The sequence below is a fragment of the Massilia sp. AB1 genome, assembly GCF_018119385.1.
Lineage (GTDB): Bacteria > Pseudomonadota > Gammaproteobacteria > Burkholderiales > Burkholderiaceae_D > Telluria.
In genome coordinates this window covers 41680-68203 of record NZ_JAGKSG010000001.1, presented here as the reverse complement: position 1 = coordinate 68203, position 26524 = coordinate 41680, and the positions used below count along the sequence as shown (strand labels likewise).

25 protein-coding genes and 1 pseudogene are annotated in these 26524 nt (G+C 68.0%); 20 read left to right on the top strand and 6 right to left on the bottom strand.

Annotation, left to right across the window (positions count from 1 at the left end):
• On the top strand, positions 1–816 hold the full coding sequence (locus J8847_RS00300; protein WP_211522693.1) for an alpha/beta fold hydrolase: 816 nt from the start codon (positions 1–3) through the stop codon (positions 814–816).
• Positions 817–838: 22 nt separating this feature from the next.
• The gene (locus tag J8847_RS00295) at positions 839–1156 is read left to right on the top strand and encodes a DUF962 domain-containing protein (protein ID WP_211522692.1); all 318 of its coding nucleotides are present in this window, start codon (positions 839–841) and stop codon (positions 1154–1156) included.
• Here the strand turns inward: J8847_RS00295 and J8847_RS00290 are convergent.
• Positions 1146–2456 (bottom strand): YihY family inner membrane protein, encoded by a 1311-nt coding sequence (locus J8847_RS00290; RefSeq protein ID WP_211522864.1) that lies wholly within the window; start codon positions 2454–2456, stop codon positions 1146–1148. The genes J8847_RS00295 and J8847_RS00290 overlap by 11 nt on opposite strands.
• Before the next feature lie 101 nt (positions 2457–2557).
• On the opposite strand from J8847_RS00290, the gene wrbA reads away from it, so the two are divergent.
• The 14 genes from wrbA to J8847_RS00220 all read left to right on the top strand — a co-directional run bounded on the left by wrbA (position 2558) and on the right by J8847_RS00220 (position 19864).
• A complete protein-coding gene (gene wrbA / locus J8847_RS00285; protein ID WP_211522691.1) occupies positions 2558–3166 on the top strand; it encodes an NAD(P)H:quinone oxidoreductase in 609 nt (202 codons plus the stop codon).
• Positions 3167–3565 carry a DUF2069 domain-containing protein gene (locus J8847_RS00280; RefSeq protein ID WP_211522690.1) on the top strand — a complete coding sequence of 133 codons (399 nt, stop codon included), beginning with the start codon at positions 3167–3169 and terminating at the stop codon, positions 3563–3565.
• Complete coding sequence (locus J8847_RS00275; protein WP_211522689.1) at positions 3558–4967, top strand: FAD-binding oxidoreductase; 1410 nt, start codon at positions 3558–3560, stop codon at positions 4965–4967. The genes J8847_RS00280 and J8847_RS00275 overlap by 8 nt, the downstream gene beginning before the upstream one ends.
• A 13-nt stretch (positions 4968–4980) precedes the next feature.
• On the top strand, positions 4981–5412 hold the full coding sequence (locus J8847_RS00270; protein WP_211522688.1) for a DUF4124 domain-containing protein: 432 nt from the start codon (positions 4981–4983) through the stop codon (positions 5410–5412).
• Positions 5400–7949 carry an FtsX-like permease family protein gene (locus J8847_RS00265; RefSeq protein WP_211522687.1) on the top strand — a complete coding sequence of 850 codons (2550 nt, stop codon included), beginning with the start codon at positions 5400–5402 and terminating at the stop codon, positions 7947–7949. The genes J8847_RS00270 and J8847_RS00265 overlap by 13 nt, the downstream gene beginning before the upstream one ends.
• On the top strand, positions 7950–9017 hold the full coding sequence (locus tag J8847_RS00260) for a lipocalin-like domain-containing protein (protein WP_211522686.1): 1068 nt from the start codon (positions 7950–7952) through the stop codon (positions 9015–9017).
• Between the two features lie 24 nt (positions 9018–9041).
• Positions 9042–10874 (top strand): ABC transporter transmembrane domain-containing protein, encoded by a 1833-nt coding sequence (locus J8847_RS00255; RefSeq protein WP_211522685.1) that lies wholly within the window; start codon positions 9042–9044, stop codon positions 10872–10874.
• 198 nt (positions 10875–11072) lie between these two features.
• Positions 11073–13100 carry a methyl-accepting chemotaxis protein gene (locus tag J8847_RS00250; RefSeq protein WP_211522684.1) on the top strand — a complete coding sequence of 676 codons (2028 nt, stop codon included), beginning with the start codon at positions 11073–11075 and terminating at the stop codon, positions 13098–13100.
• A 45-nt stretch (positions 13101–13145) separates the two neighbouring features.
• The gene (locus J8847_RS00245; protein ID WP_211522683.1) at positions 13146–14237 is read left to right on the top strand and encodes a low specificity L-threonine aldolase; all 1092 of its coding nucleotides are present in this window, start codon (positions 13146–13148) and stop codon (positions 14235–14237) included.
• A 24-nt stretch (positions 14238–14261) separates the two neighbouring features.
• Positions 14262–15056: a thymidylate synthase gene (locus tag J8847_RS00240; protein ID WP_211522682.1), complete on the top strand. Its 795-nt coding sequence runs from the start codon at positions 14262–14264 to the stop codon at positions 15054–15056.
• A 126-nt stretch (positions 15057–15182) separates the two neighbouring features.
• Entirely contained in the window at positions 15183–15671 is a 489-nt protein-coding gene (locus J8847_RS00235; RefSeq protein WP_211522681.1) for a dihydrofolate reductase, read from the top strand.
• Positions 15672–16310 carry a DUF4337 domain-containing protein gene (locus tag J8847_RS00230; protein ID WP_211522680.1) on the top strand — a complete coding sequence of 213 codons (639 nt, stop codon included), beginning with the start codon at positions 15672–15674 and terminating at the stop codon, positions 16308–16310.
• A gap of 177 nt (positions 16311–16487) precedes the next feature.
• Positions 16488–18746 carry an arginine/lysine/ornithine decarboxylase gene (locus J8847_RS00225; RefSeq protein ID WP_211522679.1) on the top strand — a complete coding sequence of 753 codons (2259 nt, stop codon included), beginning with the start codon at positions 16488–16490 and terminating at the stop codon, positions 18744–18746.
• Positions 18747–18994: 248 nt separating this feature from the next.
• Positions 18995–19864, top strand: coding sequence for a sigma-70 family RNA polymerase sigma factor (locus J8847_RS00220; protein ID WP_211522678.1), 870 nt, complete (start codon positions 18995–18997; stop codon positions 19862–19864).
• Here J8847_RS00220 and J8847_RS00215 read toward each other — a convergent pair.
• Complete coding sequence (locus J8847_RS00215) at positions 19851–20495, bottom strand: cation transporter (RefSeq protein ID WP_211522677.1); 645 nt, start codon at positions 20493–20495, stop codon at positions 19851–19853. The genes J8847_RS00220 and J8847_RS00215 overlap by 14 nt on opposite strands.
• Before the next feature lie 51 nt (positions 20496–20546).
• Positions 20547–21113 carry a dCTP deaminase gene (dcd, locus tag J8847_RS00210; protein ID WP_211522676.1) on the bottom strand — a complete coding sequence of 189 codons (567 nt, stop codon included), beginning with the start codon at positions 21111–21113 and terminating at the stop codon, positions 20547–20549.
• Positions 21114–21249: 136 nt separating this feature from the next.
• Between dcd and J8847_RS00205 the strand changes: the two genes are divergently transcribed.
• Positions 21250–21498: a hypothetical protein gene (locus tag J8847_RS00205; protein ID WP_211522675.1), complete on the top strand. Its 249-nt coding sequence runs from the start codon at positions 21250–21252 to the stop codon at positions 21496–21498.
• A gap of 31 nt (positions 21499–21529) precedes the next feature.
• Here J8847_RS00205 and J8847_RS00200 read toward each other — a convergent pair whose 3' ends face one another.
• The 3 genes from J8847_RS00200 to J8847_RS00190 all read right to left on the bottom strand — a co-directional run bounded on the left by J8847_RS00200 (position 21530) and on the right by J8847_RS00190 (position 23597).
• On the bottom strand, positions 21530–22366 hold the full coding sequence (locus J8847_RS00200) for an alpha/beta fold hydrolase (protein ID WP_211522674.1): 837 nt from the start codon (positions 22364–22366) through the stop codon (positions 21530–21532).
• Positions 22367–22442: 76 nt separating this feature from the next.
• Entirely contained in the window at positions 22443–23294 is an 852-nt protein-coding gene (locus tag J8847_RS00195) for an intradiol ring-cleavage dioxygenase (protein ID WP_211522673.1), read from the bottom strand.
• A 150-nt stretch (positions 23295–23444) separates the two neighbouring features.
• Positions 23445–23597, bottom strand: a complete 153-nt coding sequence (locus tag J8847_RS00190; protein ID WP_211522672.1) for a hypothetical protein — start codon at positions 23595–23597, stop codon at positions 23445–23447.
• 134 nt (positions 23598–23731) lie between these two features.
• Between J8847_RS00190 and J8847_RS00185 the strand changes: the two genes are divergently transcribed.
• From J8847_RS00185 to J8847_RS00175, 3 genes and pseudogenes are all read left to right on the top strand, one after another.
• A complete protein-coding gene (locus J8847_RS00185; protein WP_211522671.1) occupies positions 23732–24418 on the top strand; it encodes a response regulator transcription factor in 687 nt (228 codons plus the stop codon).
• Position 24419: 1 nt separating this feature from the next.
• Positions 24420–25778, top strand: a complete 1359-nt coding sequence (locus tag J8847_RS00180) for a cell wall metabolism sensor histidine kinase WalK (RefSeq protein WP_211522670.1) — start codon at positions 24420–24422, stop codon at positions 25776–25778.
• A gap of 62 nt (positions 25779–25840) precedes the next feature.
• Positions 25841–26523: pseudogene (locus tag J8847_RS00175) on the top strand (response regulator transcription factor).
• Position 26524 lies beyond the last annotated feature (1 nt).

Below are 26524 nucleotides of genomic sequence, written 5' to 3'. Positions count from 1 at the left end.
ATGCTGCTCGACGTACAAGGCAAGCAGGCCTACTGCTACACCGGCGGCAAGGTGTTCGATGCCGCCCTGCCCGCCATCGTTCTGGTGCACGGCGCCCAGAACGACCATTCCGTGTGGGGACTGCAGAGCCGCTACCTGGCCCACCACGGCCACGCGGTGCTGGTCCCGGACCTCCCCGGCCACGGCCGCAGCGCCGGCCCGGCCCTGACCAGCGTGGAGGCCATGGCCGACTGGCTGCTGGCCCTCCTCGACGCCGCCGGCGTGCAGCGGGCCATCCTGGGCGGCCACAGCATGGGTTCGCTGATCGCGCTGGAAGCGGCGCACCGTGCGCCGGCAAAGGCCGCCGGCCTGGCCCTGCTGGGCACGGCCTATCCGATGAAGGTGTCCGAGGCCCTGCTCGAAACTTCGCGCAGCAACGAGGAGGCGGCGATCGACATGGTCAACATCTTTTCGCACTCGTCGATGGCGCACAAGCCATCCTGCCCCGGCCCCGGCTTCTCGGTGATGGGCGGCGCGCGCCGCCTGATGCAGCGCATGTCGGCGCGCAACCCCGAGCAGCTTTTCTACACGGACTTCGCCGCCTGCAACAACTACGCCAACGGCGAAGCGGCGGCCGCCGGCATCGCCTGCCCGGCCCTGTTCATCCTGGGCAGCAAGGACATGATGACGCCGGCGCGTTCCGCGAAACTGCTGACCGGCGCAGTCAAGCATGGCAAAATCGTCACCGTGGAAGCCGGCCACTCCCTGATGACCGAAGCGCCCGATGCGGTGCTGGACGCACTCGCCGGGTTTGCGGCCTCCGCCTACGCGACCTGAAAAGGAACGAGGAGACCCCGCCATGACCGCCCCTGCACGCGCACGCTTCGCCAGCTTCGCGGAGTTCTATCCCTACTACCTGAGCCAGCACGAAGACCGGCGCTGCAGGCGGGCGCATTTCTTCGGCACCTCGTCGGCGATCGCGGCCATCGCCCAGTTCATCGACAGCATGAACTGGTGGTGGCTGCTGTTCGCCTTCGTCTCCGGCTACGGCGGGGCCTGGATCGGCCATTTCTTCTTCGAAAAGAACCGGCCGGCCACCTTCGACTACCCCTGGTATTCGTTCCGGGCCGACTGGGTGATGTACTGGCAGATGCTGACAGGCAAGCTCAGCTGGTAGTTGCCTGGAAGTGCTGGTCCAGGGTCTGGTCCAGGCCCTGTTCGACGGCCTGTTCCACCTGCCGGGCGAGCTGCACGGTATCGACCGCCAGCGGCGTATCCGGCTGGGGTTCGTCGCGCTTGACCGCCTCGGCGCCGCTGTGGTCGAACACGAACAGGCGGTAGACATCGGCCACGCGCAGCTTGCACGGATCGATCAGGAGCACCCAGTTGTCCGCGTTCTCGCGCACCCCACGTCCCCAGCGCGTGCGGGCAGACAGGTCGTCCTGTACCCGCCCGACCCAGCCGGCCGCCACCATCTTCTCCAGCAGCATGCCCATCTCGTCGTAGCCGATCCGCGTATGCGCGCGGATCGTCGCACTCGACACCAGGGCCGTGCCGGTCACCTGAGAGCTGCCGTACAGCACCTTCAGCACCGCCATGGCGTCGACAAAGGCGCTGCCGGGCGCCGGCTGGTACCACCAGCGTTCGTACTTGACCACCGGCAGCGCCGCCGTCAGGACAGCGCCGACCAGGGTGATCAGCCAGGACACGTACATCCAGATCAGGAACAGCGGCAAGGCCGCCAGCGCGCCGTAGATGATGGCGTAGGTCGGGAACTTGCTGATGAACAGGGCGAAGACGCGCTTGGCGACTTCGAAGGCGATCGCCGCGGCCAGCCCGCCCCAGACGGCGTCGCGCCAGTCGACCGAGCGGTTCGGCACTGTGATGTAGAGCAAGGTGTAAGCGCCGGTCGTCAAGGCCACCGACACCAGGGTATAGAACAGCGCGCCGACGAAAGGCACGGCCTTGGTCACGCTGAACAGCTGCGAAGTGGCGGTCAGCGACAGGCCGAACAGCATCGGGCCCAGCGACACCAGCGCCCAGTAGATCAGGATGCGCTGGGACAGCTTGCGCGGCCGGCGCACGCCCCATATCTGGTTGAAGGCGCGTTCGATCATGCCCATCATCGCCGCCGTGGTGAACAGCAGGGCCACGGCGCCCACCACCGACAGGCCCTTGGCCTTGCTGGCGAACTGGGTCAGGTTGGAACTGATGGTGCTGGCGATGGCCTTGGGCATCAGGGTCTGCACGAACCAGGTATCGAGGGCTGTGCGCAACTGACCGAAGACCGGAAACGTGGTAAAAATGGCCAGGACGATTGTGAGCAGCGGTACCAGGGCCAGGGTGGTGGTGAAGGTCAGGCTGCCCGCCACCTGGGGCAGCTTTTCCTCGGTCAGGCGCCGGCGCGCGAAGCGCACCAGGTCGCGCGCCTCCGCCCAGGTCAGGCCGCGCACGCGATCGACGCTGACGTTGAACATCCCGCTGGTGGTTCGTGAAAGATGGTGGACGGTCCTGGAAAGCATAGTCGCTGGTCTGTGTGCGGGGTGATATTTCAGCAAAGCATTCTATAATACCAACGATGAACCGGAACCTGACCATCCTCGTGTTGTACTACTCGCGCCATGGGGCCACGCGCAAGCTGGCCGAACTGATCGCCCAGGGCATCGACAGCATCCCTGGCGCCGAGGCACGCCTGCGCACCGTGCCCGCGGTCTCCACCGTGGCCGAAGCCACCGAGCCGGACATTCCGGCGAACGGCGCGCCCTATGTCGAACTCGAGGACCTGGCCGACTGCGCCGGGCTGGCGCTGGGTTCCCCCACCCGCTTCGGCAACATGGCCTCGGCGATGAAATACTTCCTCGACGGTACCGCCACCGAATGGGTCAACGGCACGCTGTCCGGCAAGCCGGCGGTCGTGTTCACCTCCACCGGCAGCCTGCACGGCGGCCAGGAGGCGACCCTGCTCTCGATGATGATCCCGTTGTTGCACCACGGTATGCTGGTGATGGGCTTGCCCTACACCCATCCGGAACTGATGAACACCGCCAGCGGCGGCAGCCCCTACGGCGCGACCCACTGGGCCGGCGTCGACGGCAAGCGCGCGCTGACCGAGGACGAGCGCAGCCTCTCGGTCGCGCTCGGGCGGCGCCTCGCCGAGGCCGCCGTCAAACTGCATGGAACGCGCTGAATGAATACCGCAAAACTCTTCCATACCGGCGCCATCGCCAGCCTGATCTGGCTGATCGGCTGGCTGGTGGCCTGGGAAGTCGTCGTGGCGCCCCTGCAGCCGGGCAGCTGGCTGCTGGCGCTGAAGGCCCTGCCGCTGCTGCTGCCGCTGCGCGGGGTCATCAAGCGCGACCTGTACACCCTGCAATGGTCGTCGATGATGATCCTCGTGTACTTCGCCGAAGGCGCCGTGCGCGCCTGGGCCGACCAGCTCGAAGCCTCGCGCATCATGGCCATGGGCGAGGTGGCGCTGGTGCTGGTGTACTTCGCCTGCGCCCTGCTCTACCTGCACCCGTTCAAGAAGGAAGCCCGGCGCCTGGCCAAGGAATTGCTCGACAAGGTCAAAGTGCCGCATGACTGATGCGCTGCTGGCGCAATGCCGCGCCATCGTCGGCGACGCCCACGTCTTCGGCGAGCAGGCCGACATGGCGCCCTTTCTTACCGACTGGCGCGGCCGCCCCCCCCCCCCCCCCCGCGCCGTGGCGCTGCCCGCGAACACCGAGGAAGTCGCCGCCGTGGTGCGCGCCTGCGCCGCCAGCCGCACGCCGGTCGTGCCGCAGGGCGGGCGCACCGGCCTGGTGCTGGGCAGCGTGCCGGACGCCAGCGGATCGGCCATCGTGCTCTCCCTGCGGCGCCTGAACCGCGTGCGCGCCGTCGATGCCGCCAACCGCACCATGACCGTGGAAGCCGGCTGCATCCTCTACGACGTCCAGCAGGCGGCCTCGAATGCCGGCATGCTCTTCCCCTTGTCGCTGGCGGCCGAAGGCAGCTGCACCATCGGCGGCAACCTGGCGACCAATGCCGGCGGCACCGCCGTCCTGCGCTACGGGAACACGCGCGAACTGTGCCTGGGCCTGGAAGTGGTCACGGCCCAGGGCGAGATCTGGAACGGCTTGCGCGGCCTGCGCAAGGACAATACCGGCTACGACCTGCGCGACCTGTTCATCGGCGCCGAAGGCACGCTGGGCGTCATCACGGCCGCCGTGCTCAAGCTCTACCCCCAGCCGAAGGCGGCGCTCAGCGCCCTGGTCGCGCTCGAATCGCCGCGCCACGCGCTGACCTTGCTCGGCCTGCTGCAGGACCAGTGCGGGGCCGCGCTGACAGGCTTCGAACTGATGTCGGACTTCTGCCTGCAGCTGGTCGAGACCCATTTTCCCAAGCTGCGCCATCCCTTCGCGGCGCGCTACCCGCAGTACGCGCTGGTGGAACTGTCGAGCAACGAGTCGGAAGACCATGCAGCCGCGCTGCTGGAATCGAGCGTCGGGGCCGCCCTCGACAGCGGCGTCGCGCGCGACGCGGTGCTGGCGACGTCCGGCGCCCAGACCCTCGGCCTGTGGCAACTGCGCGAGCACATTCCGCTGGCCCAGGCGGCGGCCGGCAAGAACATCAAGCACGACATCTCGCTGCCGGTGTCGAGCATCCCGGACTTCATCGCGCGCACCGACGCGGCCCTGCTGCAGGCCTTCCCGGGCTGCCAGCTGGTCACCTTCGGCCACCTGGGCGACGGCAACCTGCACTACAACGTGGCGCCTCCGGGCGGCAGCGGCCACGACGCCTTCCTCCAGCACCAGGACGTGGTCAACCGCATCGTGCACGACAGCGTGGCCAGCTTCGGGGGCTCGATCTCGGCGGAACACGGCATCGGCGCGCTCAAGCGCGAGGAACTGGCGCGCACCAAGTCGCCGGTCGAACTGGACATGATGCGTGCCGTCAAAGCCGCGCTGGACCCGCTCGGCATTATGAACCCTGGCAAAATTCTTTGACCAGGAGAGCGACATGTTGCGACACCTACCCATCCTGACCGCCTGCATCGTGTGCCACGCCGCGGCGGCGGACCCCGTCTACAAATGCAGCGAAGGCGGCCGGATCAGTTATGGCGACCGGCCTTGCGGCCATGCGGCGAGCGTGCTGGCGGTGCCGGAAGCGCCCGCGCCCGATCCCGACGCTTCGGCGCGCCTGGAGCGGGACCGCGCCGCCTTGCTGGAACTTGAGAAGGCGCGCGTGACCAGGGAACTGCGTGAGGAGCGCGAGGCGGTACGCGCGCGCCGCGAAGCCGCTAGCATGCGCCGCCGCTGCGACAAGCTCCGTCTCAATCAGCGGTGGTGGGCCGAGGAAGACGCGCGGCGCAGCACCGGCGCGGCCCTGGAGGCGGCGCGCATCAAGGCGCGGCGCCAGGCCGAGGCCCTGGCGGTGGAATGCCCGGCCTGACGATCCTGTCACGCTGGCTGCTGCTCGGCGAATGGCGCGCCCATCCGGTGCGCGCGCTGGTGGCGGTGGCCGCGATTGCCGTCGGGGTGGCGATGGGTTTCGCCATCCACCTCATCAACGCCGCCGCGTTCAACGAATTCTCCGCCGCCGTCAAGAGCCTGTCCGGCCAGGCCGACATCCAGGTGGCGGGCCGCGAACCCCTGTTCGACGAAGCCGTCTATCCGCGCCTGGCGAGCCATCCGCTGGTGGCGGTGGCGTCTCCCGTACTCGAAGTCTCTGCCGGCATCGCCGGCCGCGAAGGCGCCTTGCGCATCATCGGCATCGACGCCTTCCGGGCCGGCTTCATCGCTCCCGACCTGGTGGGCGTGGCCTCGGAAGGCCGCGTGACCGACGTGCTGGCCGACGACGCCGTATTCCTGTCGCCCGCCGCACAGGCCTGGCTGGGCCTCAAGACGGGCGATATGCTCACCCTGCGCGCCGGCACCGGCGACCTGGCCTTGCGCGTGGCTGGCCCGATCCAGCGCGCCCGCGCCGGCCAGCGCATCGCGGTCATGGACATCGGCGCCCTGCAGTGGCGCTTCCAGCGTCTGGGCCAGCTCTCGCGCGTGGACCTGAAACTGCGCGACGGCGTCGACCGCGCCGCCTTCCAGCGGCAGCTCGCGGCGGAGCTGGACCGCGACTTCCCGAACCGCTACACGGTCGGCCAGCCGAACGACGAGAACCAGGCCAGCCGCACCGACAACATGAGCCGCGCCTACCGCGTCAACCTGACCGTGCTGGCCCTGGTCGCCCTGTTCACCGGCGCGTTCCTGGTGTTCTCGACCCAGGCCCTGTCGGTGATGCGGCGGCGCAGCCAGTTCGCGCTGCTGCGCGTGCTGGGCTTGGCGCGCGGACAGTTGCTGCGCCAGGTGCTGCTCGAAGGCGGCAGCCTGGGCGTCGCCGGGGCCCTGCTGGGCGTGGCCGCCGGCTACGGACTGGCCGCCGCGGCCCTGCATTACTTCGGCGGCGACCTGGGCGCCGGCTACTTCCCCGGCATCCGGCCGCAAGTGCAGTTTACGCCCGTCGCGGCCTTCGTCTTCTTCGCCCTCGGCCTCGGCGTCGCCCTGCTGGGCTGCGCCATGCCGGCGCTGGAAGCGGCGCGCGCCCGTCCCGCGGTCGCCATCAAGTCGGGCGCCGACGAAGGCGCGCTATCCAGGCTGGCGCGTGTCTGGCCCTCGGTCCTGTGCCTGCTGCTGGCGGCCGCTTTCGCCTTCGCGCCGCCGGTATTCGAACTGCCGCTGTTCGGCTACTTCGCCATCGCGCTGCTGCTGATCGGCGGCATCGGCCTGATGCCGCGCTTTGCCGCCGTGACTTTCCGCGTGCTGGAACGCCTTGTCGTGCGCAGGCCCAGTGCACCGCCCGTGTTGACGCTCTCGCTTGCCCGCCTGGCCAACGCGCCCGGCCAGGCCTCGATCGCCCTGGGCGGCGTGCTCGCCAGCTTCAGCCTGATGGTCGCCATGGGCATCATGGTAGCCAGCTTCCGCGTGTCGGTCGACGACTGGATGGGCCACATCCTGCCGGCCGACCTCTACGTGCGCACCGCCGCAGGCGGCAACACGGGCTTCCTGAGTCCCGCACAGCAGGCCGCCCTGGCCGCCGCGCCGGGCGTGGCCCAGGCCCAGTTCCTGCGCACCCGGCGCGTCACGCTCGACCCGGCGCGCCCGCCGGTGGTCGTGATCGCGCGCGACATCGATGCCCGCGATCCGGGCCGGCTGCTCTACCTGGTCGGCGATTCCGCCACCGCGCCGGCCGGCGCGCGCCCCGCCTGGGTCTCCGAGGCCATGCTCGACCTGTACGGAGCCCGCGTCGCTGGGACGCTGCGCGTGCCGCTGGGCGGGGCCACGGTGGAGTTCTTCGTGGCCGGGGTCTGGCGCGACTATGCCAACCAGTCGGGTTCCATCGTGATGCGTTTGGGCGACTACCGCGCGCTCACCGGCGAAGGCGAGGTGACCGACGCCGCCCTGTGGGCCGCGCGCGGCGCTTCTGTCGACCAGCTCGAGCAGGGGGTGCGCGCCCTGCCTTTCGGCGCCTTCCTGCAGATGATGCGACCCGGCGACATTCGCGAGATGAGCCTCAGGATCTTCGACCGCAGCTTCGCCGTCACCTACCTGCTGGAAGCCATCGCGATCGCCATCGGCCTGTCCGGCGTGGCCGCCAGCTTCTCGGCCCAGACCCTGGCGCGGGCGCGCGAATTCGGCATGCTGCGCCACGTCGGCGTCACGCGCGGCCAGGTGTACAAGCTGCTCGCCTTCGAAGGCGGCCTGCTGACGATGCTCGGCGTGGCCGCCGGTTTCGCACTCGGTTTGGTGATCAGCCTGATCCTGGTCTACGTCGTCAATCCGCAATCGTTCCATTGGACCATGCAACTGCACCTGCCCTGGCCGCTGCTGGGTAGCGTCGCTGCCGTGCTGGTCGCCGCCTCGGTCGCCACCGCGCTGGTGTCGGGCCGTTATGCGCTCTCGGCAGGTCCGGTGCGCGCAGTCAGGGAGGACTGGTAAATGCGCTTCACCCTTGTTCTGATGCTGTTCCTGGCCCAGCTCTGCCACGCCGCCCCGCCGAACTTCGCCGCCGTCACGCCGGGCAGCGCGCTGTCCTTCCCGCGCGACTACGGGGCGCACCCGGAATTCCGCACCGAGTGGTGGTATGTCACCGGCTGGCTCGAGACGCCCGAACGCAAGCCGCTCGGCTTCCAGGTGACCTTCTTCCGCAGCCGTACCGAGCACGATCCGAACAATCCCAGCGCCTTCGCCCCGCGCCAGCTGGTAATCGGCCATGCCGCCCTGTCCGATCCCTCGGTCGGCCGCCTGGTGCACGACCAGCGCAGCGCGCGCGAAGGCTTCGGGCTGGCCTGGGCGCGCACCGGCAACACCGACCTCAAGCTGGACGACTGGCGCATGGTGCGCGACGCCGCAGGCGGCTACCGCGTCACCATCCGCTCCGGAGAACTCAACCTGGAGCTGCGCCTGCGCCCCACCCAGCCGGTGCTGGTCCAGGGCGAAGGCGGCTATTCGCGCAAGGGTCCGAGCCCCCGGCATGCGAGCTACTACTACAGCGAACCCCACCTGGAAGTCAGCGGCACTGCCGGCCGCGCCGGCATGGCGCCGGTGGCGGTCAAAGGGAGCGCCTGGCTCGATCACGAATGGTCGAGCGAAGCCCTGATGCCGGACGCTTCGGGCTGGGACTGGATCGGCGCCAACCTCGACGGCGGCGGCGCCCTGATGGCTTTCCAGATCCGCGCCAAGGGAGGTGGTAAACTATGGGCGCACGCGACCGTGCGCGAGGCGTCGGGAAAAGTGACGCGCTACGCGCCCGACGAGGTCAGTTTCACCCCGCAGACGCGCTGGAAATCGCCCCGCACCCAGGCGGAGTACCCGATCGGCACCCTGGTGGCGACCGGGCCGCTCCGCTGGCAGATCCTTCCCCTGCAGCCGGACCAGGAACTCGACTCGCGCCGTTCGACCGGCGCGGTCTACTGGGAAGGCGCGGTCACGATCCTGCGCGACGGCAAGCGCATGGGGCGGGGCTACCTGGAGATGACCGGCTATGTGCAGCCGATGAAGTTGTAACCTGAGAGAACAATAAGCGACACGATGACCAAGCGTTCCACCAGTAATCCGGATTCCGACCCGTCCCGCAAAGGCAGCCTGGCCACGCTCAAGGGCCTGCTGCCCTTCCTGCGTCCCTACCGCCGCCAGTTCATCCTGGCCGGCATCGCGCTGCTGTTCGCAGCCGGCGCCACCCTGGCCATTCCCGCCGCCTTCAAGCAGATGATCGACCTGGGCTTCGCGCCCGCCATCGCCGGCAGCGGGGGCAGCAGCAATATCGAACACGTCGACGCCACCTTCCTGGCCCTGTTCGGGCTGGCCGCGCTGCTGGCCGTCGCCACCGCCGCGCGCTTCTTCACCGTCTCGTGGCTGGGCGAACGCGTCACCGCCGACATCCGCAGCGCCGTGTACCGCCACGTGGTGCAGCAAAGCCCCGAATTCTTCGAGACCACCCGCACCGGCGAGGTGCTGTCGCGCCTGACCACCGACACCACGCTGATCCAGACCGTGGTCGGCACCAGCATCTCGCTGGCGCTGCGCAACACCCTGCTGTTCGCCGGCGGCCTGGTGATGCTGTTCGTGACCAGTCCCAAGCTGACCAGCATCATCCTCGGGCTCATGGTCCTGGTGGTGCTGCCGATCGTGATGTTCGGCCGCCGCGTGCGCAAGCTCTCGCGCGATTCCCAGGACCGCATCGCCGACGCCTCGGCCCTGGCCGGCGAGATCCTCAACGCCATGCCGACCGTGCAGGCCTTCACCCACGAAGCCCAGGAAGCCAAGCGCTTCGGGGCCTCGGTGGAAGACGCCTTCGGCACCGCGATCCGCCGCATCCGCGCGCGCGCCACCCTTACCATGCTGGCGATCCTGCTGGTGTTCGGCGCCATCGTCTTCGTGCTGTGGCTGGGCGCCCACGCCGTCCTGCAAGGAACCATGACCAGCGGCGACCTGGGCCAGTTCATCCTGTACGCCGCGATGGTGGCCGGCTCGGTGGGCGCGCTGTCGGAAGTGATGGGCGACGCCCAGCGCGCGGCCGGCGCCACCGAGCGCCTGCTGGAGCTGCTGGCGGCCCGTTCCGACATCCAGAACCCGGCCCATCCCAGCCCGCTGCCGGCGCGCACCGCCAACGGCGCCCGCCTGAGCCTGGCCGACGTCACCTTCGCCTATCCCTCGCGCCCCGAGAGCGCGGCGCTGTCGCACCTGAACCTGGACATCCGCGCCGGCGAGACGGTGGCCGTGGTCGGCCCCTCCGGCGCCGGCAAGACAACCCTGTTCCAGCTGCTGCTGCGCTTCTACGATCCGCAAGCCGGCAGCATCCGCCTGGACGGCGTCGACATCCGCGACCTGGAACTGCACACCTTGCGCAGTGCGATCGGCATCGTGCCCCAGGATACGGTGATCTTCTCGGCCAACGCGCTCGAGAACATCCGCTACGGCCGCCCGGACGCCAGCGACGCCGAAGTGTTCGCGGCCGCGAAGATGGCCGCCGCCCACGAATTCATCGAGCGCCTGCCGGAAGGCTACGAGTCCTTCCTGGGCGAGCGCGGCGTGCGCCTGTCGGGCGGCCAGCGGCAGCGCATCGCGATCGCGCGCGCCCTGCTCAAGAACCCGCCGCTGCTGCTGCTCGACGAAGCCACCAGCGCCCTCGACGCGGAATCCGAACGCCTGGTGCAGCGCGCGCTGGAGGCGGCCATGGTGGGCCGCACCACCATCATCATCGCCCACCGCCTGGCGACGGTGCAGCGCGCCGACCGCATCGTGGTGCTGGACGAGGGCCGGATCGTCGAATCCGGCAGCCATGCCGAACTGGTGGCGCTGGGCGGGGTCTACGCCAACCTGGCGGCGCTGCAGTTCCAGCTGCACGCGCCCGTAGCTGCCTAGTACGCGAAGTCCACAATTGTAAATTCCGGCGCACCGCGGTGCGCCGTTTTTCGTTCTCGTTCAATATCTTATCGAAGCCATATGTGTGTTGTTGCGTGACACAATCCGGCTGCCGGAACGCTGTTTTTAGTTGCCCAGTGACAACTTAGCGCGCTAAGATGAATGGTCACCTTTCTCCCTTGACCAACGCGCCCGCCTATGAAAAACAGCAAATATCATCCTGCCAACTGGAGCGTCGGCACCCGCATCAGCGCCATCAACTTCACCCTCGTCAGTGTCATCATCGCTGTCCTGGTCGGCGCCATCACGGTGTCCACCTCGCGCATGCTGGAAGAGCGCGCGGCGCAGAGCGTCGCCAACGAGCTCAAGGGCGTGACCAGCACCGTCGAACTGTTCAACAAGACCGTCAGCGGCCAGGCGGTGGGCCTCGGCCACATCTTCCGCGCCTCGCTGCCGGGCAGCCTGGAGCTCGACACCGAGAGCACCGGCACCATCGACGGCAAGACCGTGCCGCGCCTCAAGCTCGACGGCAACCCGCTCAACCTCGACTTCAGCGCCCCCGACTCCTTCACCGAGCAGACCGGCGGCAACGCCACCATCTTCGTGCTCGACGGCGAGGATTTCGTGCGCGTCAGCACCTCGGTCAAGAAGGAAAACGGCGCGCGGGCCGTGGGCACCAGCCTGGACCGCGCCAGCCCCGCCTACGCGGCCCTGCGCGAAGGCAAGACCTACATCGGCATGGTCAGCCTGTTCGGCAAGCCGACCATCACCCAGTACGAGCCGGCGCGCGACGCCAGCGGCAAGATCGTCGGCGCGCTCTACGTGGGCGTCGACATCAGCAAGGACATGGCGCTGCTCAAGGAGCGCATCCGCTCGATCAAGATCGGCGACACCGGCTACTTCTACGTGCTGAACGCGGCGCCGGGCAAGCAGTACGGCGAACTGGTGGTGCACCCGGCCAAGGAAGGCCAGAACATCCTCGACAGCCGCGCCGCCGACGGCCGCCCCTTCATCAAGCAGATCCTCGAATCGAAGAACGGCACCATCAACTACGACTGGCAGAATCCGGGCGAAACCAGCCCGCGCGAGAAGTTCGTGGCCTACGCCCATGTGAAGGACTGGAACTGGGTGATCGCCGGCGGCACCTACCGCGACGAGATCGTTGCCGCCGCTTCCGACCTGCGCAAGCGCTTCATCCTGCTGGGACTGGTGTCCCTCGCCATCCTGTCCGGCGTGCTGCACTACGTGATTCGCCGCAGCGTCTCGCGCCCGCTCGCCCAGGCCCGGGAAGTCGCTAGGCGCATCGCCGAGGGCGACCTGACCGCCCAGGCCACCGTCAAGCACCGCGACGAGATCGGCGCCCTCACCCAGGCCATGAACGCCATCGGCGGCCGCCTGTCCAGCGTGGTGGGCCAGGTGCGCGAAGGCGCTGAGCAGATCGCCAACGCCTCGCAGGAAATCTCGGCCGGCAACCTCGACCTGTGCCAGCGCACCGAGGAGCAGGCCGCCAGCCTGGCGACCACGGCCTCGTCGATGGACGACCTGACCGGCACCGTGCGCCAGAACGCCGAGCATGCGAACCAGGCCAACGAGCTGGCGCGCAAGGCCTCCAGCATCGCCCAGAAAGGCGGCGACACCGTGGCCCAGGTGGTCGAGCGCATGGAATCGATCACCCAGGCCTCGCGCAAGATCTCGGACATCACCGGGGTCATCGACGGCATCGCCTTCCAGACCAACATCCTGGCGCTGAATGCCGCGGTGGAAGCCGCGCGCGCCGGAGAGCAAGGACGCGGCTTCGCGGTCGTGGCCAACGAAGTGCGCGGCCTGGCCCAGCGCTGCGCGGCCGCCGCCAAGGAGATCAAGGGCCTGATCGAGGCCTCCAACGGCGAAGTCGACGCCGGCAGCCGCCTGGTGGCCGAAGCCGGCCAGACCATGCAGGAAGTGCTGGCCAGCGTGGGCCGCGTGACCGACATCATGGCCGACATCAGCGCTGCCGGCCACGAGCAGACGCGCGGCATCGAGGACGTCAACCGCGCGATCGGCGAAATGGACGCCGTGACCCAGCAGAACGCGGCCCTGGTCGAAGAAGCCAGCGCCGCCGCCACGGCGATGCACGAGCAGGCCGATGCGCTGGCGCGTTCGGTGCGCCAGTTCCGCCTGGCGGACGACGGCGAGACGGGCAAACCCGCCCTGGCGCCGACGCGCCGGCCCGCACTGGCCCGCTGACCGGGCAAGGTGTAGAGTAGCGGGCTCTTGTCCCAGGAGCCCGCCTTGAACGAATCCGAACTGCTGCGCCGCTGCCACACCATCTTCCCGGGGCACCGCGCGCGCCGTCCCGCCGAACTCTACGCCGACATGGCGGCCTGGTGCGAGCGGCACGATATCGACCACGACGTGTACGGCAGCGGGGCGCTGATCCAGTCCTTCGAGGACAAGATCGCGCGCCTGCTGGGCTTCGAGGCCGCCGTGTTCTGCGTCACCGGCACCATGGCCCAGGTGACCGCCCTGCGCCTCGGCGCGGAAGACCGCGGCAGCCGCCTGGTCGCCCTGCATCCGACTTCCCACATCTTCGTGCACGAGCGCTCGAACTACCAGCTGCTCGGCCACTTCCACGCCCTGCAGGCGGGCGACCGCCATCGTCCCTGGCTTGCCGCCGACCTGGAAGCCATCCCCGACCGCCTGGGCGCCGTGGGCCTGGAGATCCCGATGCGCGAGATCGGCGGCCAGCTCTCGAGTTGGGACGAACTGCAGGCGATCAAGGCGCATTGCCGCGTGCGCGGCGTCCACCTGCACATGGACGGCGCCCGTGTGTGGGAAGCCCAGGCAGGCTACGGCCGCAGCGCCGCCGAGATCGCGGCCGGCTTCGATTCTGTCTACGTGTCCCTGTACAAGGGCATCGGCGGGCTGGGCGGCGCGATGCTGGCCGGCAGCCGCGAATTCGTCGGCCGCGCCGCGGAATGGTTCCGGCGCGAAGGCGGCAATGTCATCCACCGCTCGCCCTATATCGTCGCGGCGGCGATGCAGTTCGACCAGCGCCTGGCGGCCATGCCGGACTACTTCCGCCGCACGCAGTTCCTGGTTGAAGCGCTGCGCGCGCATCCGGAAATCCGCGTCAACCCGGCCGCGCCGCAGGCCAACATGCTGCATCTTCACCTGCCCGTGGGCCGCGGGCGCGCCCTCGCGATCCGCAACGAGTTGGCCGCTGAACACGGCATCTGGATGTACAACCGCGTGGCCCACAACGCGCTGCCCGATACGAGCCTGGTCGAGATCTACGTCGGCGACAACCTCGCGGCCATGGACGACGACAGCCTGCGCGGCGCCCTGGCCCTCTTCGCGGCCAAGCTGTCTGAGTTACAATAGCCGGCTACTGTAGAAAGACCCGCAATGCGCCAATACCTCGAATTCATGCGCCATGTGAAAGAGCATGGCGCCGTCAAGACGGACCGCACCGGCACCGGCACCCTGTCCGTCTTCGGCTACCAGATGCGCTTCGACCTGCAGGAGGGTTTTCCCCTCCTGACGACCAAGAAGGTCCACCTGAAGTCCATCATCCACGAGCTGCTCTGGTTCCTCCAGGGCTCGACCAATATCGCCTACCTGAAGGAACACGGCGTCACGATCTGGGACGAGTGGGCCGACGCCAACGGCAATCTGGGTCCGATCTACGGCTACCAGTGGCGCAGCTGGCCGGCGCCCAACGGCGAGCACATCGACCAGATTGCGCAGGTGATGGACCAGATCAGGCACAATCCGGACTCGCGCCGCATGATTGTCTCGGCCTGGAACGTGGCCGACGTGCCGAACATGAAGCTGCCGCCCTGCCATGCCCTGTTCCAGTTCTACGTTGCCGACGGCAAGCTGTCCTGCCAGCTCTACCAGCGCAGCGCCGACATCTTCCTGGGCGTACCCTTCAACATCGCCTCCTACGCGATCCTGACCCACATGATGGCCCAGCAGGCCGGCCTGGAAGTCGGCGACTTTGTCTGGACCGGCGGCGACTGCCACCTGTATGCGAACCACCTGGAGCAGGTGGAGCTGCAGCTGTCGCGCGAGACCCGCGCTTTGGCGCGCCTGGAGATCAAGCGCAAGCCGGATTCGTTGTTCGACTACCGCTTCGAGGATTTCGAGGTGGTGGGCTACGACCCGCATCCCGGGATCAAGGCGCCCGTTGCGGTCTGACGTGTCTTTACAGCTTGACAGATCGCTTGCAAACAGACAACATTTGCAACTCGGAATTACAATCAACGCGAGGACGGTTACAAGGATGCCTGCCCTTTCACTCGAATCACCTTTGGGAGCAGGCCAATGGCGCAGCTGACTCTCGTGGTTGCGGTCGACGCCCAGAACGGCATCGGCGTCGACAACCAGCTCCCCTGGCACCTGCCCGAAGACCTGGCCCACTTCAAGCGCGTCACCCTGGGCAAGCCCATCATCATGGGCCGCAAGACCTTCGACTCGATCGGCCGTCCGCTGCCCAAGCGGCGCAACATCGTCGTCACCCGCAACCTTGAATGGCACCACGAAGGCGTCGAGACCGCGCCCTCCCTCGAGGCGGCCGTGGCCCTGCTGGCGGGCGAGCCGGCCAGCATCATCGGCGGCGCCCAGATCTTCCGCGAGTCGATGGACATCGCGGACGCGATGATCGTCACCCACATCGACCGCGTCTACCGCTGCGACACCTTCTTCCCGGCCATCGACCCGGAGGTCTGGGTCGAGACCGAGCGCGAGACGCATCACTCCGACGCCGACGGCGTCGACTACGCCTTCGTCACCTACGTCCGCAAGGAGCGCTGAATGGCCGACCAACACATCCTCCCGCCGGGCTCGCGCGGCGGCGACCGTTTCGCCGGCAAGATCGCGGTCCTGATCGCCGTACTGGCGACCATCGGCACCCTGTTCGCCTTCCTCGGCAGCAGCTCGCACAACGACGCCGCCATGTACAAGAGCAACGCGGCGATCGACAAGACCAGCGCGGCCAACGCCTGGAGCCATTACCAGGCCAAGTCGAACAAGCAGAACCTGGCCGAGCTGGCTTCCAACCTGCCGGGCGTGAACCAGCTGCGCTACCGCGACGAGATGGAACGTTACCAGAGCGAGAAGGAAACCATCCGCAAGGAAGCCGAGCGCTGGGAAGCCTCGTCGAGCGAATGGAACCGCCGTGCCGAGGAAGAGCTGCACCGCCAGCGCCAGTGGGCCGCGGCCTCGGTGGCCCAGCAGATCGCGATCACCCTGGCCGCCATCACCTTGCTGGCGCGCCGCACCTGGCTGCTGACCCTCACATGCGCCGTCGCCGCCTTCGGGATCACCCTCGCGGTCTTCGCCGCCCTGCACACCACGCCGACCGCCCTGTCGCCGGTTCCCCTGATGAGCGCGCTCGCTGCGGCGGCCCTGACGGAGGGCTTGCGGCGCGCGGGGCGGCGGCTGGACGGCTAAAGTGCGCCAGTGATCGGGGACTCTGGATAATCTAGCAAAAATAATTGCACCGGAGTCCGCGATTTCTGCGAAAATCCGCTTCTTCTTTTTTTCGGTGCCGTGCGCGGCGGCCGGGCCTGTCCGGGATGACCCGGTGAGGGACCGCCGCCCCCACGGCGCTTCGCATTGGAGCTGTCGATGAAATTTCGTTTCCCCATCGTCATCATTGACGAGGACTTCCGCTCGGAGAACACCTCCGGTCTCGGCATTCGCGCCCTGGCGGCCGCGATGGAACAGGAAGGCATGGAGGTCGTGGGCGTAACCAGCTACGGCGACCTGTCGTCCTTCGCCCAGCAGCAGTCGCGCGCATCCGCTTTCGTGCTGTCGATCGACGACGAGGAATTCGGCGGCGGCTCGCTGGAAGAGACGGATTTCGCCCTGGCCGGCCTGCGCGCCTTCGTCCAGGAGATCCGCCACAAGAACGCGGACATCCCGATCTACATCTACGGCGAGACCCGCACCAGCCGCCATATCCCGAACGACATCCTGAAGGAGCTGCACGGCTTCATCCACATGTTCGAGGACACCCCGGAATTCGTGGCGCGCCACATCATCCGCGAAGCCAAGTCCTACCTCGACAGCCTGGCGCCGCCCTTCTTCCGCGCGCTGGTGAACTATGCCTACGACGGCTCCTACTCGTGGCACTGCCCGGGCCACTCGGGCGGCGTGGCCTTCCTGAAGTCGCCGATCGGCCAGATGTTCCACCAGTTCTTCGGCGAGAACATGCTGCGCGCCGACGTCTGCAACGCGGTCGAGGAACTCGGCCAGCTGCTCGACCACACCGGCCCGGTGGCCAAGTCCGAACGCAACGCAGCGCGCATCTACAACGCCGACCACTGCTACTTCGTGACCAACGGCACCTCGACCTCGAACAAGATGGTCTGGCACTCGACCGTGGCTCCGGGCGACATCGTGGTCGTGGACCGCAACTGCCACAAGTCGATCCTGCACTCGATCATCATGTGCGGCGCGGTGCCGGTGTTCCTGATGCCGACCCGTAACAACCTGGGCATCATCGGCCCGATCCCGCTGGAAGAGTTCACGCCCGAGTCGATCGCCCGCAAGATCGAGGCGAATCCGTTCGCGCGCGAAGCCGTCAACAAGAAGCCGCGCATCCTGACCATCACCCAGTCGACCTACGACGGCGTGGTCTACAACGTCGAGACCCTGCGCGAAATGCTGGACGGGAAGATCGACACCCTGCACTTCGACGAAGCCTGGCTGCCGCACGCCGCCTTCCACGACTTCTACAAGAACATGCACGCGATCGGCAAGGACCGCCCGCGCGCCAAGGAGTCGATGATCTTCTCGACCCAGTCGACCCACAAGCTGCTGGCCGGCCTGTCGCAGGCCTCGCAGGTGCTGGTGCGCGAGTCGGAATCGGTCAAGCTGGACCAGGACGCCTTCAACGAGGCCTACCTGATGCACACCTCGACCTCTCCGCAGTACTCGATCATCGCGTCCTGCGACGTGGCCGCGGCCATGATGGAAGCGCCGGGCGGCACCGCCCTGGTGGAGGAATCGATCCTGGAAGCGCTGGACTTCCGCCGCGCCATGAAGAAGGTGGACGAGGACTTCGGCCAGGACTGGTGGTTCAAGGTCTGGGGCCCGGACGTGCTGTCGGAAGAAGGCATCGGCGAGCAGAAGGACTGGATGATCCACGCCGACGACGACTGGCACGGCTTCGGCAAGCTGGCCGAAGGCTTCAACATGCTGGACCCGATCAAGTCCACCATCGTGACCCCAGGCCTGGGCCTGGACGGCAAGTTTGGCGAGACCGGCATCCCTGCCTCGATCGTGACCAAGTACCTGGCCGAGCATGGCGTGATCATCGAGAAGTGCGGCCTGTACTCGTTCTTCATCATGTTCACCATCGGCATCACCAAGGGCCGCTGGAACACCCTGGTGACGGCGCTGCAGCAGTTCAAGGACGACTACGACAAGAACCAGCCGATGTGGCGCGTGATGCCGCAGTTCGCGAGCGCCAACCCGCGCTACGAAAACCGCGGCCTGCGCGACCTGTGCACCGAGATCCACCAGTTCTACGCGCAGTACGACGTAGCGCGCCTGACCACCGAGATGTACCTGTCGGACATGGTGCCGGCCATGAAGCCGTCGGACGCCTTCGCCAAGATGGCGCACCGCCAGATCGAGCGCGTGGCGATCGACCAGCTGGAGGGCCGGATCACGGCGATCCTGCTAACGCCGTATCCGCCGGGCATTCCGCTCCTGATTCCGGGCGAGCGCTTCAACAAGACCATCGTCGACTATCTGCGCTTCGCGCGTGATTTCAACGAGCGCTTCCCGGGCTTCGAGACGGACGTGCACGGGCTCGTCAAGCGCGTGGTGGACGGCAAGCTGGACTACTTCGTGGATTGCGTCAGACAGGATGCCTGAGCGCATGCTGTAGAGGAGCCCGGCAAAAGCCGGGCTTTTTGCTTGTCGGGCCGCGGTGCGAACTTGGGCTCCCTTGGCGGGGACCCAAGTTCGATGCGCGGCCGCAAAATATGTGCAGCCCATGTCACACGCCGCCTCCCTGAATCGTCCTTGCTGCATCCCCAGCATCCACCAAGGACGACATGCCCGCCACTCCTCTCCAATCCTGTACTAGCGTCCCCGCCACGCCAGGAGTAAGCTCCCAGCGCATGGACCCCATCAACCTTGATCACGCGAGCTTCTTCGCCTCCCGCCGCCGACGGCTGCAGCGCATCGCCTACCGCATGCTCGGTTCCGTTGCCGAAGCCGAGGACGTGGTGCAGGACGCCTACCTGCGCTGGCACAACGCCGACCGCGAAGCCGTGATCGAACCCGAGGCCTACCTGGTCCGCACCGTCACCCGCCTCTGCCTCGACGTGCTGAAATCCGCCCGCGTCCAGCGCGAGCAGTACATCGGCGCCTGGCTGCCCGAACCTTTCATCGACCCCGGCGACGAGACCGACGACATCACCCTGCCCCTGATGCTGGCCATGGAACGCCTGTCGCCACTGGAGCGCGCCGCTTTCCTGCTGCACGATGTGTTCGAGATGGAGTTCAACGAGGTGGCCGACGCCATCGGCCGCGACCCGGCGGCCGCGCGCCAGCTGGCCAGCCGCGCGCGCACCCATGTCGCTGCGGCGCGTCCGCGCTTCCCGGTGCCCGATGAGCAGCGCCGGAAGATCGCCAGCGCCTTCTTCGCCGCGTCGCGCAGCGGGAACCTGGGCCAGCTCAAGCAGTTGCTGGCGGACGATGTGGTGTTCTATGCGGATGGCGGCGGCAAGCGCAACTCGTCGATCAACCCGATCTATGGCCTGGACAAGGTGAGCCGCTTCCTGGCCGCGCTGGCCGGCAAGGGATGGAGCGCAGCCGAAGTGCTGCGCGACGCCTCGATCGACGGCCTGCCGGGCCAGATCACGCTCGAAAACGATGCGCTGCCCCAGACCATCGCGGTGGACATCGACGACGGCAAGATCAAGGCCATCTATGTGACGCGCAATCCGGACAAGCTTGCACGCCTGGGCCCGCTCAGCGGCGCCTGAGCGCGACCACCGAGGCCCCGGCGCGCAGCTCGCCCAGGGCCTGGCCGATCACCGTGCGCGCCGCCGACAAACCGAGCAGCCCCATGACGGTCGCCACCAGCAGGTCGGGCACGCCGCTGCCGGCCTTCCAGACGCCGACGGCTGCCAGCAGCACCGCCAGGTTGCCGATGGCGTCATTGCGGGTGCAGAGCCAGACCGAGCGCATGTTGGCGTCGCCGTTGCGGTAGGCGAACAGCAAGGCGCCGACCAGGCAGTTGGCGGCCAGCGCGGCCACGCCGATGGCGCCCATGGTCTGGGCTTGCGGTACGGTGCCGGAACGGAGGTGCCAGAAGGTCGTCGCCAGGACGAACAGGCCATACAGGCCCATGGTCGCCCCCTTGAGCAGAGCGGTGCGCGAGCGCCACACGGGCGCCAGCGCGAGGACGAACAGGGAAATGCCGTAATTGGCCGCATCGCCCAGGAAGTCGACGGCGTCGGCCAGCAGCGAGACCGAGCCCGCCCGCCAGCCGCCCGCCAGCTCGACAACGAACATCAGGGCGTTCACCCAGAGGGCAATCCAGAGGATGCGGCGGTAGCGCGGATCGACTGGCGGCTTGCCCGTTGAGCAGCCGCCGCTGCAGCAGGCGGACATGTGGACCCCAAAATATGATTCAAATTCGGCAAATACCTGTCGAAAAATGAATCAGGTTTTCGGCAGGGTCACGCCGTGCTGGCCCTGGTACTTGCCGCCGCGGTCCTTGTACGAGGTTTCGCAGACTTCGTCGCTCTCGAAGAACAGCACTTGGGCGCAGCCTTCGCCGGCGTAGATCTTGGCGGGCAGCGGCGTGGTGTTCGAGAACTCCAGGGTCACGTAGCCTTCCCACTCGGGTTCGAACGGGGTGACGTTGACGATGATACCGCAGCGCGCGTAGGTCGACTTGCCCAGGCAGACGGTCAGCACGTTGCGCGGGATGCGGAAGTACTCGATGGTGCGGGCCAGCGCGAAGGAATTCGGCGGGATGATGCAGACATCGCTCTTGACGTCGACAAAGGAGTTGGAATCGAAGTTCTTCGGGTCCACGATGGTGCTGTTGATGTTCGTGAACACCTTGAACTCGTCCGCGCAGCGGATATCGTAGCCGTACGAAGACGTGCCCCACGAAATGATCTTGCGGCCGTCCGACTCGCGCACCTGGCCTGGCGAGAAGGGTTCGATCATGCCGTGTTCTTCCGCCATGCGGCGGATCCATTTGTCGCTCTTGATAGTCATCGTGGTGTTTCCAAAGCAGGAAGAAAATCCTGCAATTTTACGCGAAATAATCCGCCCGGTGCCCTGTTGGCTTGGACAGGATTGTCGAATTGATCATTTGTGCGTAGCATGGGAGTCCCCGACCACGGAGCTTGAGATGCGTCACGCAACGAACGCCCTGCTGTCTGCAGCCCTGCTGGCGCTGGCCGGCTGCGCCGCCCCACCCGTCCCCGAAGAGGTGCCGCCCGCGATGGCGGGACCGGAGATCGCCGGATCCGGCGAACACCAGCGAACCGGCTCGCGCATCCGCAATGCGAAGTCCAACGACCGCCTGGTGCGGGCGGTCGGACAGCAAGGCTACCGCGACGCCATGGATTCCCAGCCCAGGCCGCTCAACGCCGAATAAGGCGCTCCAATCAGCCGCCTGGACAGGCCGCTTAGCCGGCTTGCGCGACCCTTCTGGCCACGGGATCGCGTGCGACCTGGCCCAGCAGGCGCCCGATCATCTCGTGCGTCAGGCGGGCCGTCGCCTCCGGCTTTTCCATCGGGTACAAATGCGTTCCCTGGATCTTGACCAGGTTCTCGCCCACCAGCTTGCGCGTGGGCGCCAGGCTGGCCTGGCGCAGCTCTTCGGAATCGGTGCCCGCGATGAAGCCGACCGGCACCGGGAATGCTTCGCAGAGTATCCCGCCCAGGTGATGCGGCAGGCCGTTGTAGATCGCCGTCTCGACCTCGCGCCGGAAGCGCAGGGTCAGTCCTTCGGGATGCGGCTCCAGGCCATGGTCCAGGTAATCGTCCAGCGCGCCGGGCGCCCAGGCCTGGAACATCGGCTTCGAGGCGAAGTGTTCGTAGGCGGATTGCCGGTCCGGCCACAGGTGGCGGCGCTTTTCCGAGAACTGGGCAGGCGAAAAGCGCGAGCCCAGGCCCAAGCCCTTGACCGCGCGCCACAGCATGGCGCGCCAGCCCGCCACCACAGGCGAATCCAGCATCACCACGCAACGCGCCAGGTCGGGGCGGCGCTTGGCAGCCATCGCGCACAGCATGCCTCCCAGCGAATGGCCGACCAGGATGGCCGGACGGCCGTAGGTTTCCAGGTGGACGATCAGTTCGTCCACCAGGTTGTGCCAGCCGTCGTCCACCGGATAGCGCGGATCGTGCCCATGCATGTCGAGCGTCCGTACGTCGTAGTGCTGGCGCAGGGCCTCCAGCAGGCGGTTGTACGATCCCGCCGGGTAGCTGTTGCCGTGGGCGAAGTGAAGAAGCGGTTTGGACATGGACGCGGGACGATGGTGGAATATGGCGAACCATTCTAATGGCTCGCCGCCTGCACGACCGTCCCGCGGCGCTTGTTTAGAGGGAAACGCCTACTGCCAGGGTCGCCACATACCCTTGCGCCGCGTTGCCGGTGACGCTGGCCATCCGCAGCGCCGTGCCGGCGGCGAACACCATGTCGTTCGCGTAGCTCAGCTGCGCCAGGTTGCGCACGCTGGCGCTGTAGCCGGAGGACGCGTAAGCCTCGTTCAGGACCGCCATCGGGAAAGTGAACTGCGAGGTCTTGATCTTGTTCGCCGCGCTGCCGGCCTTGGCCAGGCTCGGATAGACCTCGCCATGCCCATGCGGCTTGCGTCCGTCATAACACCCGGGGAAGATGGTGGTGAAGCTGACGCCACCCTGGCTGTCGGCCTCCTGCACGCCGCGCAGGTAGTTCTCGCCGGCGATGCCGCTGGAGTACATCGAATAGCCGCCCTCGCGGGTGCAATGCCACAGGTAGACCGCCACGCCGGCCGCCGGCGTGCAGCCGGCGGCCACGTTCACCATCTTCAGGCGGATGGTCAGCGGGATTCCCTCGGCCACGCCGGTCGCGCCGCCGACGCTGGCGCGGATGTCGCTGCGGACGATGCCCGCCAGGGCCAATGCGTTGTCGACGCCGTTGACGTTGCGCTTGCTGCCGTCGTCCGGGTACGGGCCGGCGGTCTCCTCGGGAATTACCGTGCAGGCCACGGTTCCCGTGTCCGTAGCCGCGCCGCTGGTCGTGGTGGAAGTCGTGATGCCGTAGTCGCCGCCGGCACCTCTGCCGCCGTAGCCGGCCAGCGGCAGCGATGCCGCGCCGGCCAGCAGCCAGCGTAGCGACCGGCGCCGGCTGGCCGGCTGGGCGAGCATGTTCTCGAGATCGACGGCGAGGCCCCGGTCGTGGTCGTGCATGACGGGCTCCTTATCGGCGCTCGCGGCGCGGTTGCGGGCGGCGCTCCATTTGCGCACGCTGCTCCGGCGTCAGCGCCGCCATGATCCGGACGTCGACGCGCAGGCGCAGCAGCGGCTCACGCGGTCCTGCTGCGCCTCGCTGAGATCCAGTCACGCCAGGCGCGGATGGCCGCCGGGGCCGTGGCCCTCCATGCGGCCGGGATGGTCCATGCCCTCGAGCGGCATGGATTGCGCCAGGACGGCCGGCGCCGACAGGATGCAGGCGGCGATGGCGGCCGCGAGGCGGAGGGAGTGCTTGTTCATGGTGGTTTCCTCTGGTGGTACGGAGCCGCCATTCTGTTGCGCAGCCATGTAAAACGCCGCCAAGCGGCGTAAAAGAAGGTAAATCTTCCCCGCGCGACAAGTGGGCGGCTGGCGTGGTTTGTTATCCTTGCACCATGAACCACGTACTCCTCATCGACGACGACGTCGAGCTGGTCAGCATGTTCGCGGAATACCTCGAACAGGAGGGCTTCCAGGTCTCCTGCGTCCATAACGGCGAGGACGGCGTGCGCGAAGCGCTGGCGGGCCAGCATGCCATCGTCATCCTCGACGTCATGATGCCCGGCATGAGCGGCATCGACGCCCTGCGCCAGATCCGCGCCGCCAGCCGCATCCCGATCCTGATGCTGACCGCGCGCGGCGACGACGCCGACCGCATCCTGGGCCTGGAACTGGGCGCCGACGACTACGTCGCCAAGCCCTGCACGCCGCGCGAACTTACCGCGCGGGTGCGCGCCATCCTGCGCCGCACCCAGGCGCAAGCCGGCGGTGCACCCGGCGCGGCGCTCACGGTCGGCAAGCTGACCATGCTGCCCGAGCAGCGCCGCGCCACCTGGGACGGCGCCCCGCTCGACCTGACCAGCACCGAATTCAACCTGCTCGAAGTCCTGGCCCGCAACGCCGGCCGCCCCGTCAGCAAGAACGAGCTGTCGGAACAGGGCCTGGGCCGTCCGCTGGCGCGCTTCGACCGCAACATCGACGTCCACCTGAGCAGCCTGCGCCACAAGCTCGGTCCCCTGTCGGACGGCCGCTCCTGCCTGCAGACGATCTACCGCCAGGGCTACCAGCTGATCCGGGAATAGCATGGGCCGCTTGTTCTGGAAGTTCTTTTTCTCGATCCTGCTCGCGCAAGTGGCGGCCACCATCGGCATCGGCGGCGCCTTCTGGCTGCGCGACCAGGCGCGCCAGCACCAGGCGCCCGTGCTCGACACCGGCCCGCCGGCCACCATCGTCCTCGACGCCGCCACCGCCACGCTCAGGCACGGCGGCATTGGCGCCCTGCGCGGCATGCTGGGCGAGCTGAAACGCCCGCAGGTTTTCGTCCTGGACGCCCAGCGCCGGGACCTGCTGGGGCGCGCCGTGCCGGCAGAGCTGATCCAGGAGGCCGAACGCAGCCTGCGCGAAGGCATTCCGGTGCGCGGCGTGCGCCAGCTGCTCGCCCCGGACGGCAGCCGCTACCTGGCCCTGGTCTCGCGCCGCTTCGGCCCGCCGCCCGGCGGCCTGCGCGGCCCGGGCATGGATCCGGGATGGGGCCGGCGCGTCGGCCAGGCGGCCGGCATCATCGCCGCGGTGCTGGCCAGCCTGCTGTTCGCCGCCCTCCTCGCCTGGTACTTCGCCCGCCCGATCCGGGCGCTGCGCAGCGCCTTCGACGCGGCCGCGGCCGGCGACCTGGCGCCGCGCTTCGTGGACAAGCCCACCGGCGGCGACGAACTGAGCGACCTGGGACGCGACTTCGACCGCATGAGCGGCCAGCTGCGCATGCTGATGGATGGCCAGCGCCGCCTGCTGCACGACGTCTCGCACGAACTGCGCTCGCCGCTGGCGCGCCTGCAGGCGGCGGTCGGCCTTGCGCACCAGCGGCCCGAGCGCATCGCCTCCTCGCTGGAACGCATCGAGCGCGAGAGCGTCCGCATGGACAAGCTGGTCGGCGAGCTGCTGACCCTGTCGCGCCTGGAGGCGTCGAACGGAGTCGCCAGGCGCGAATCGGTCGACCTGGCCGAACTGGTCGACGCCATCGTCGAGGATGCCCGCTTCGAAGCGGGCGAGGCCAACCCCGACGACACGCCGCGCATCGCGGTCGAGGCGGAAGGCAGCGTCAGCGTCGACGGCGACCCGGACCTGTTGTGGAGCGCGCTGGAGAACGTGGTCCGCAATGCCGTCAAGCATGGCGCGGCCGGCGGGCTGGTGAAGGTGGTAGTGGGCGCGACGGACGGCATGGCGCGTGTCGAGGTCCTGGACCGCGGTCCCGGCATCGCGCCGGCCGAGCTGGCGCACATCTTCGAGCCCTTCTACCGCGCCAACCCTTCCGGCACGAGCGTGGATGGCCACGGCCTGGGCCTCGCCATCGCCCAGCGCGTGGTGCGGGCGCACGGCGGCGACATCGCGGCGGCCAATCGCGAGGGCGGCGGCTTGCAGCTCAGGATTTCGCTGCCGCGCGTCTGAACGCGCAGGCGAACGCGCCAGCCGTGCATCGCGCGGATGGCGTTTTCGCTATGATTTTTGGAATGAGTCCCGTACTGCTGATCGACGACGACGTCGAGCTCGTTGGCCTGTTCGCCGATTACCTCCGGCGCGAAGGGTTTCCTGTCGGCTACGCCCACGATGGCGAAGCCGGCGCCCGCGCCGCCCTGTCCGGCGATTACGCGATCGCCGTGCTCGATGTCCTCATGCCGGGCATGAACGGCATCGCCCCTTGCGCCGGATTCGCAGCCACAGCAGCATCCCCGTGCTCATGCTCACCGGCTGCGCCGACGATGCCGACCGCATCCTGGGCCTGGAGCTGGGGGCCGACGATTACGTGAGCAAGCCCTGTACGCCCCGCGAACTGACGGCGCGCGTGCGCGCCATCCTGCGCCGCAGCCAGGGGCCGGACGACAGTCCCGGCATCGCGCTCACGCTCGGCAAGCTGGCCGTGTATCCGGAGCAGCGCGGCGCGTACTGGGACGGCCAGCCGCTCGCCCTGACCAGCAGCGAATTCAACCTCCTCGACGTATTGGTCCGCAATCCGGGGCGGCCGGTCAGCAAGCATGAACTCTCGGAACTTGGGCTCGGGCGGCCGCTGGCGCGGAATGACCGCAATGTCGACGTGCACTTGAGCAGCCTGCGCCACAAGCTGGGGCGGATGAATGACGGGCGTTCCTGCCTGCAGACCATGTACCGGCTTGGTTACCAGCTGCTCGCGGAATAGC

Coding starts and splice junctions, on each gene's coding strand:
- J8847_RS00300 (WP_211522693.1), top strand. CDS start 1: ATGCTGCTCGACGTACAAGGCAAGCAGGCCTACTGCTACACCGGCGGC.
- J8847_RS00295 (WP_211522692.1), top strand. CDS start 839: ATGACCGCCCCTGCACGCGCACGCTTCGCCAGCTTCGCGGAGTTCTAT.
- J8847_RS00290 (WP_211522864.1), bottom strand. CDS start 2,456: ATGTTCAACGTCAGCGTCGATCGCGTGCGCGGCCTGACCTGGGCGGAG.
- wrbA (WP_211522691.1), top strand. CDS start 2,558: ATGAACCGGAACCTGACCATCCTCGTGTTGTACTACTCGCGCCATGGG.
- J8847_RS00280 (WP_211522690.1), top strand. CDS start 3,167: ATGAATACCGCAAAACTCTTCCATACCGGCGCCATCGCCAGCCTGATC.
- J8847_RS00275 (WP_211522689.1), top strand. CDS start 3,558: ATGACTGATGCGCTGCTGGCGCAATGCCGCGCCATCGTCGGCGACGCC.
- J8847_RS00270 (WP_211522688.1), top strand. CDS start 4,981: ATGTTGCGACACCTACCCATCCTGACCGCCTGCATCGTGTGCCACGCC.
- J8847_RS00265 (WP_211522687.1), top strand. CDS start 5,400: ATGCCCGGCCTGACGATCCTGTCACGCTGGCTGCTGCTCGGCGAATGG.
- J8847_RS00260 (WP_211522686.1), top strand. CDS start 7,950: ATGCGCTTCACCCTTGTTCTGATGCTGTTCCTGGCCCAGCTCTGCCAC.
- J8847_RS00255 (WP_211522685.1), top strand. CDS start 9,042: ATGACCAAGCGTTCCACCAGTAATCCGGATTCCGACCCGTCCCGCAAA.
- J8847_RS00250 (WP_211522684.1), top strand. CDS start 11,073: ATGAAAAACAGCAAATATCATCCTGCCAACTGGAGCGTCGGCACCCGC.
- J8847_RS00240 (WP_211522682.1), top strand. CDS start 14,262: ATGCGCCAATACCTCGAATTCATGCGCCATGTGAAAGAGCATGGCGCC.
- J8847_RS00235 (WP_211522681.1), top strand. CDS start 15,183: ATGGCGCAGCTGACTCTCGTGGTTGCGGTCGACGCCCAGAACGGCATC.
- J8847_RS00230 (WP_211522680.1), top strand. CDS start 15,672: ATGGCCGACCAACACATCCTCCCGCCGGGCTCGCGCGGCGGCGACCGT.
- J8847_RS00225 (WP_211522679.1), top strand. CDS start 16,488: ATGAAATTTCGTTTCCCCATCGTCATCATTGACGAGGACTTCCGCTCG.
- J8847_RS00220 (WP_211522678.1), top strand. CDS start 18,995: ATGGACCCCATCAACCTTGATCACGCGAGCTTCTTCGCCTCCCGCCGC.
- J8847_RS00215 (WP_211522677.1), bottom strand. CDS start 20,495: ATGTCCGCCTGCTGCAGCGGCGGCTGCTCAACGGGCAAGCCGCCAGTC.
- dcd (WP_211522676.1), bottom strand. CDS start 21,113: ATGACTATCAAGAGCGACAAATGGATCCGCCGCATGGCGGAAGAACAC.
- J8847_RS00205 (WP_211522675.1), top strand. CDS start 21,250: ATGCGTCACGCAACGAACGCCCTGCTGTCTGCAGCCCTGCTGGCGCTG.
- J8847_RS00200 (WP_211522674.1), bottom strand. CDS start 22,366: ATGTCCAAACCGCTTCTTCACTTCGCCCACGGCAACAGCTACCCGGCG.
- J8847_RS00195 (WP_211522673.1), bottom strand. CDS start 23,294: ATGCACGACCACGACCGGGGCCTCGCCGTCGATCTCGAGAACATGCTC.
- J8847_RS00190 (WP_211522672.1), bottom strand. CDS start 23,597: ATGAACAAGCACTCCCTCCGCCTCGCGGCCGCCATCGCCGCCTGCATC.
- J8847_RS00185 (WP_211522671.1), top strand. CDS start 23,732: ATGAACCACGTACTCCTCATCGACGACGACGTCGAGCTGGTCAGCATG.
- J8847_RS00180 (WP_211522670.1), top strand. CDS start 24,420: ATGGGCCGCTTGTTCTGGAAGTTCTTTTTCTCGATCCTGCTCGCGCAA.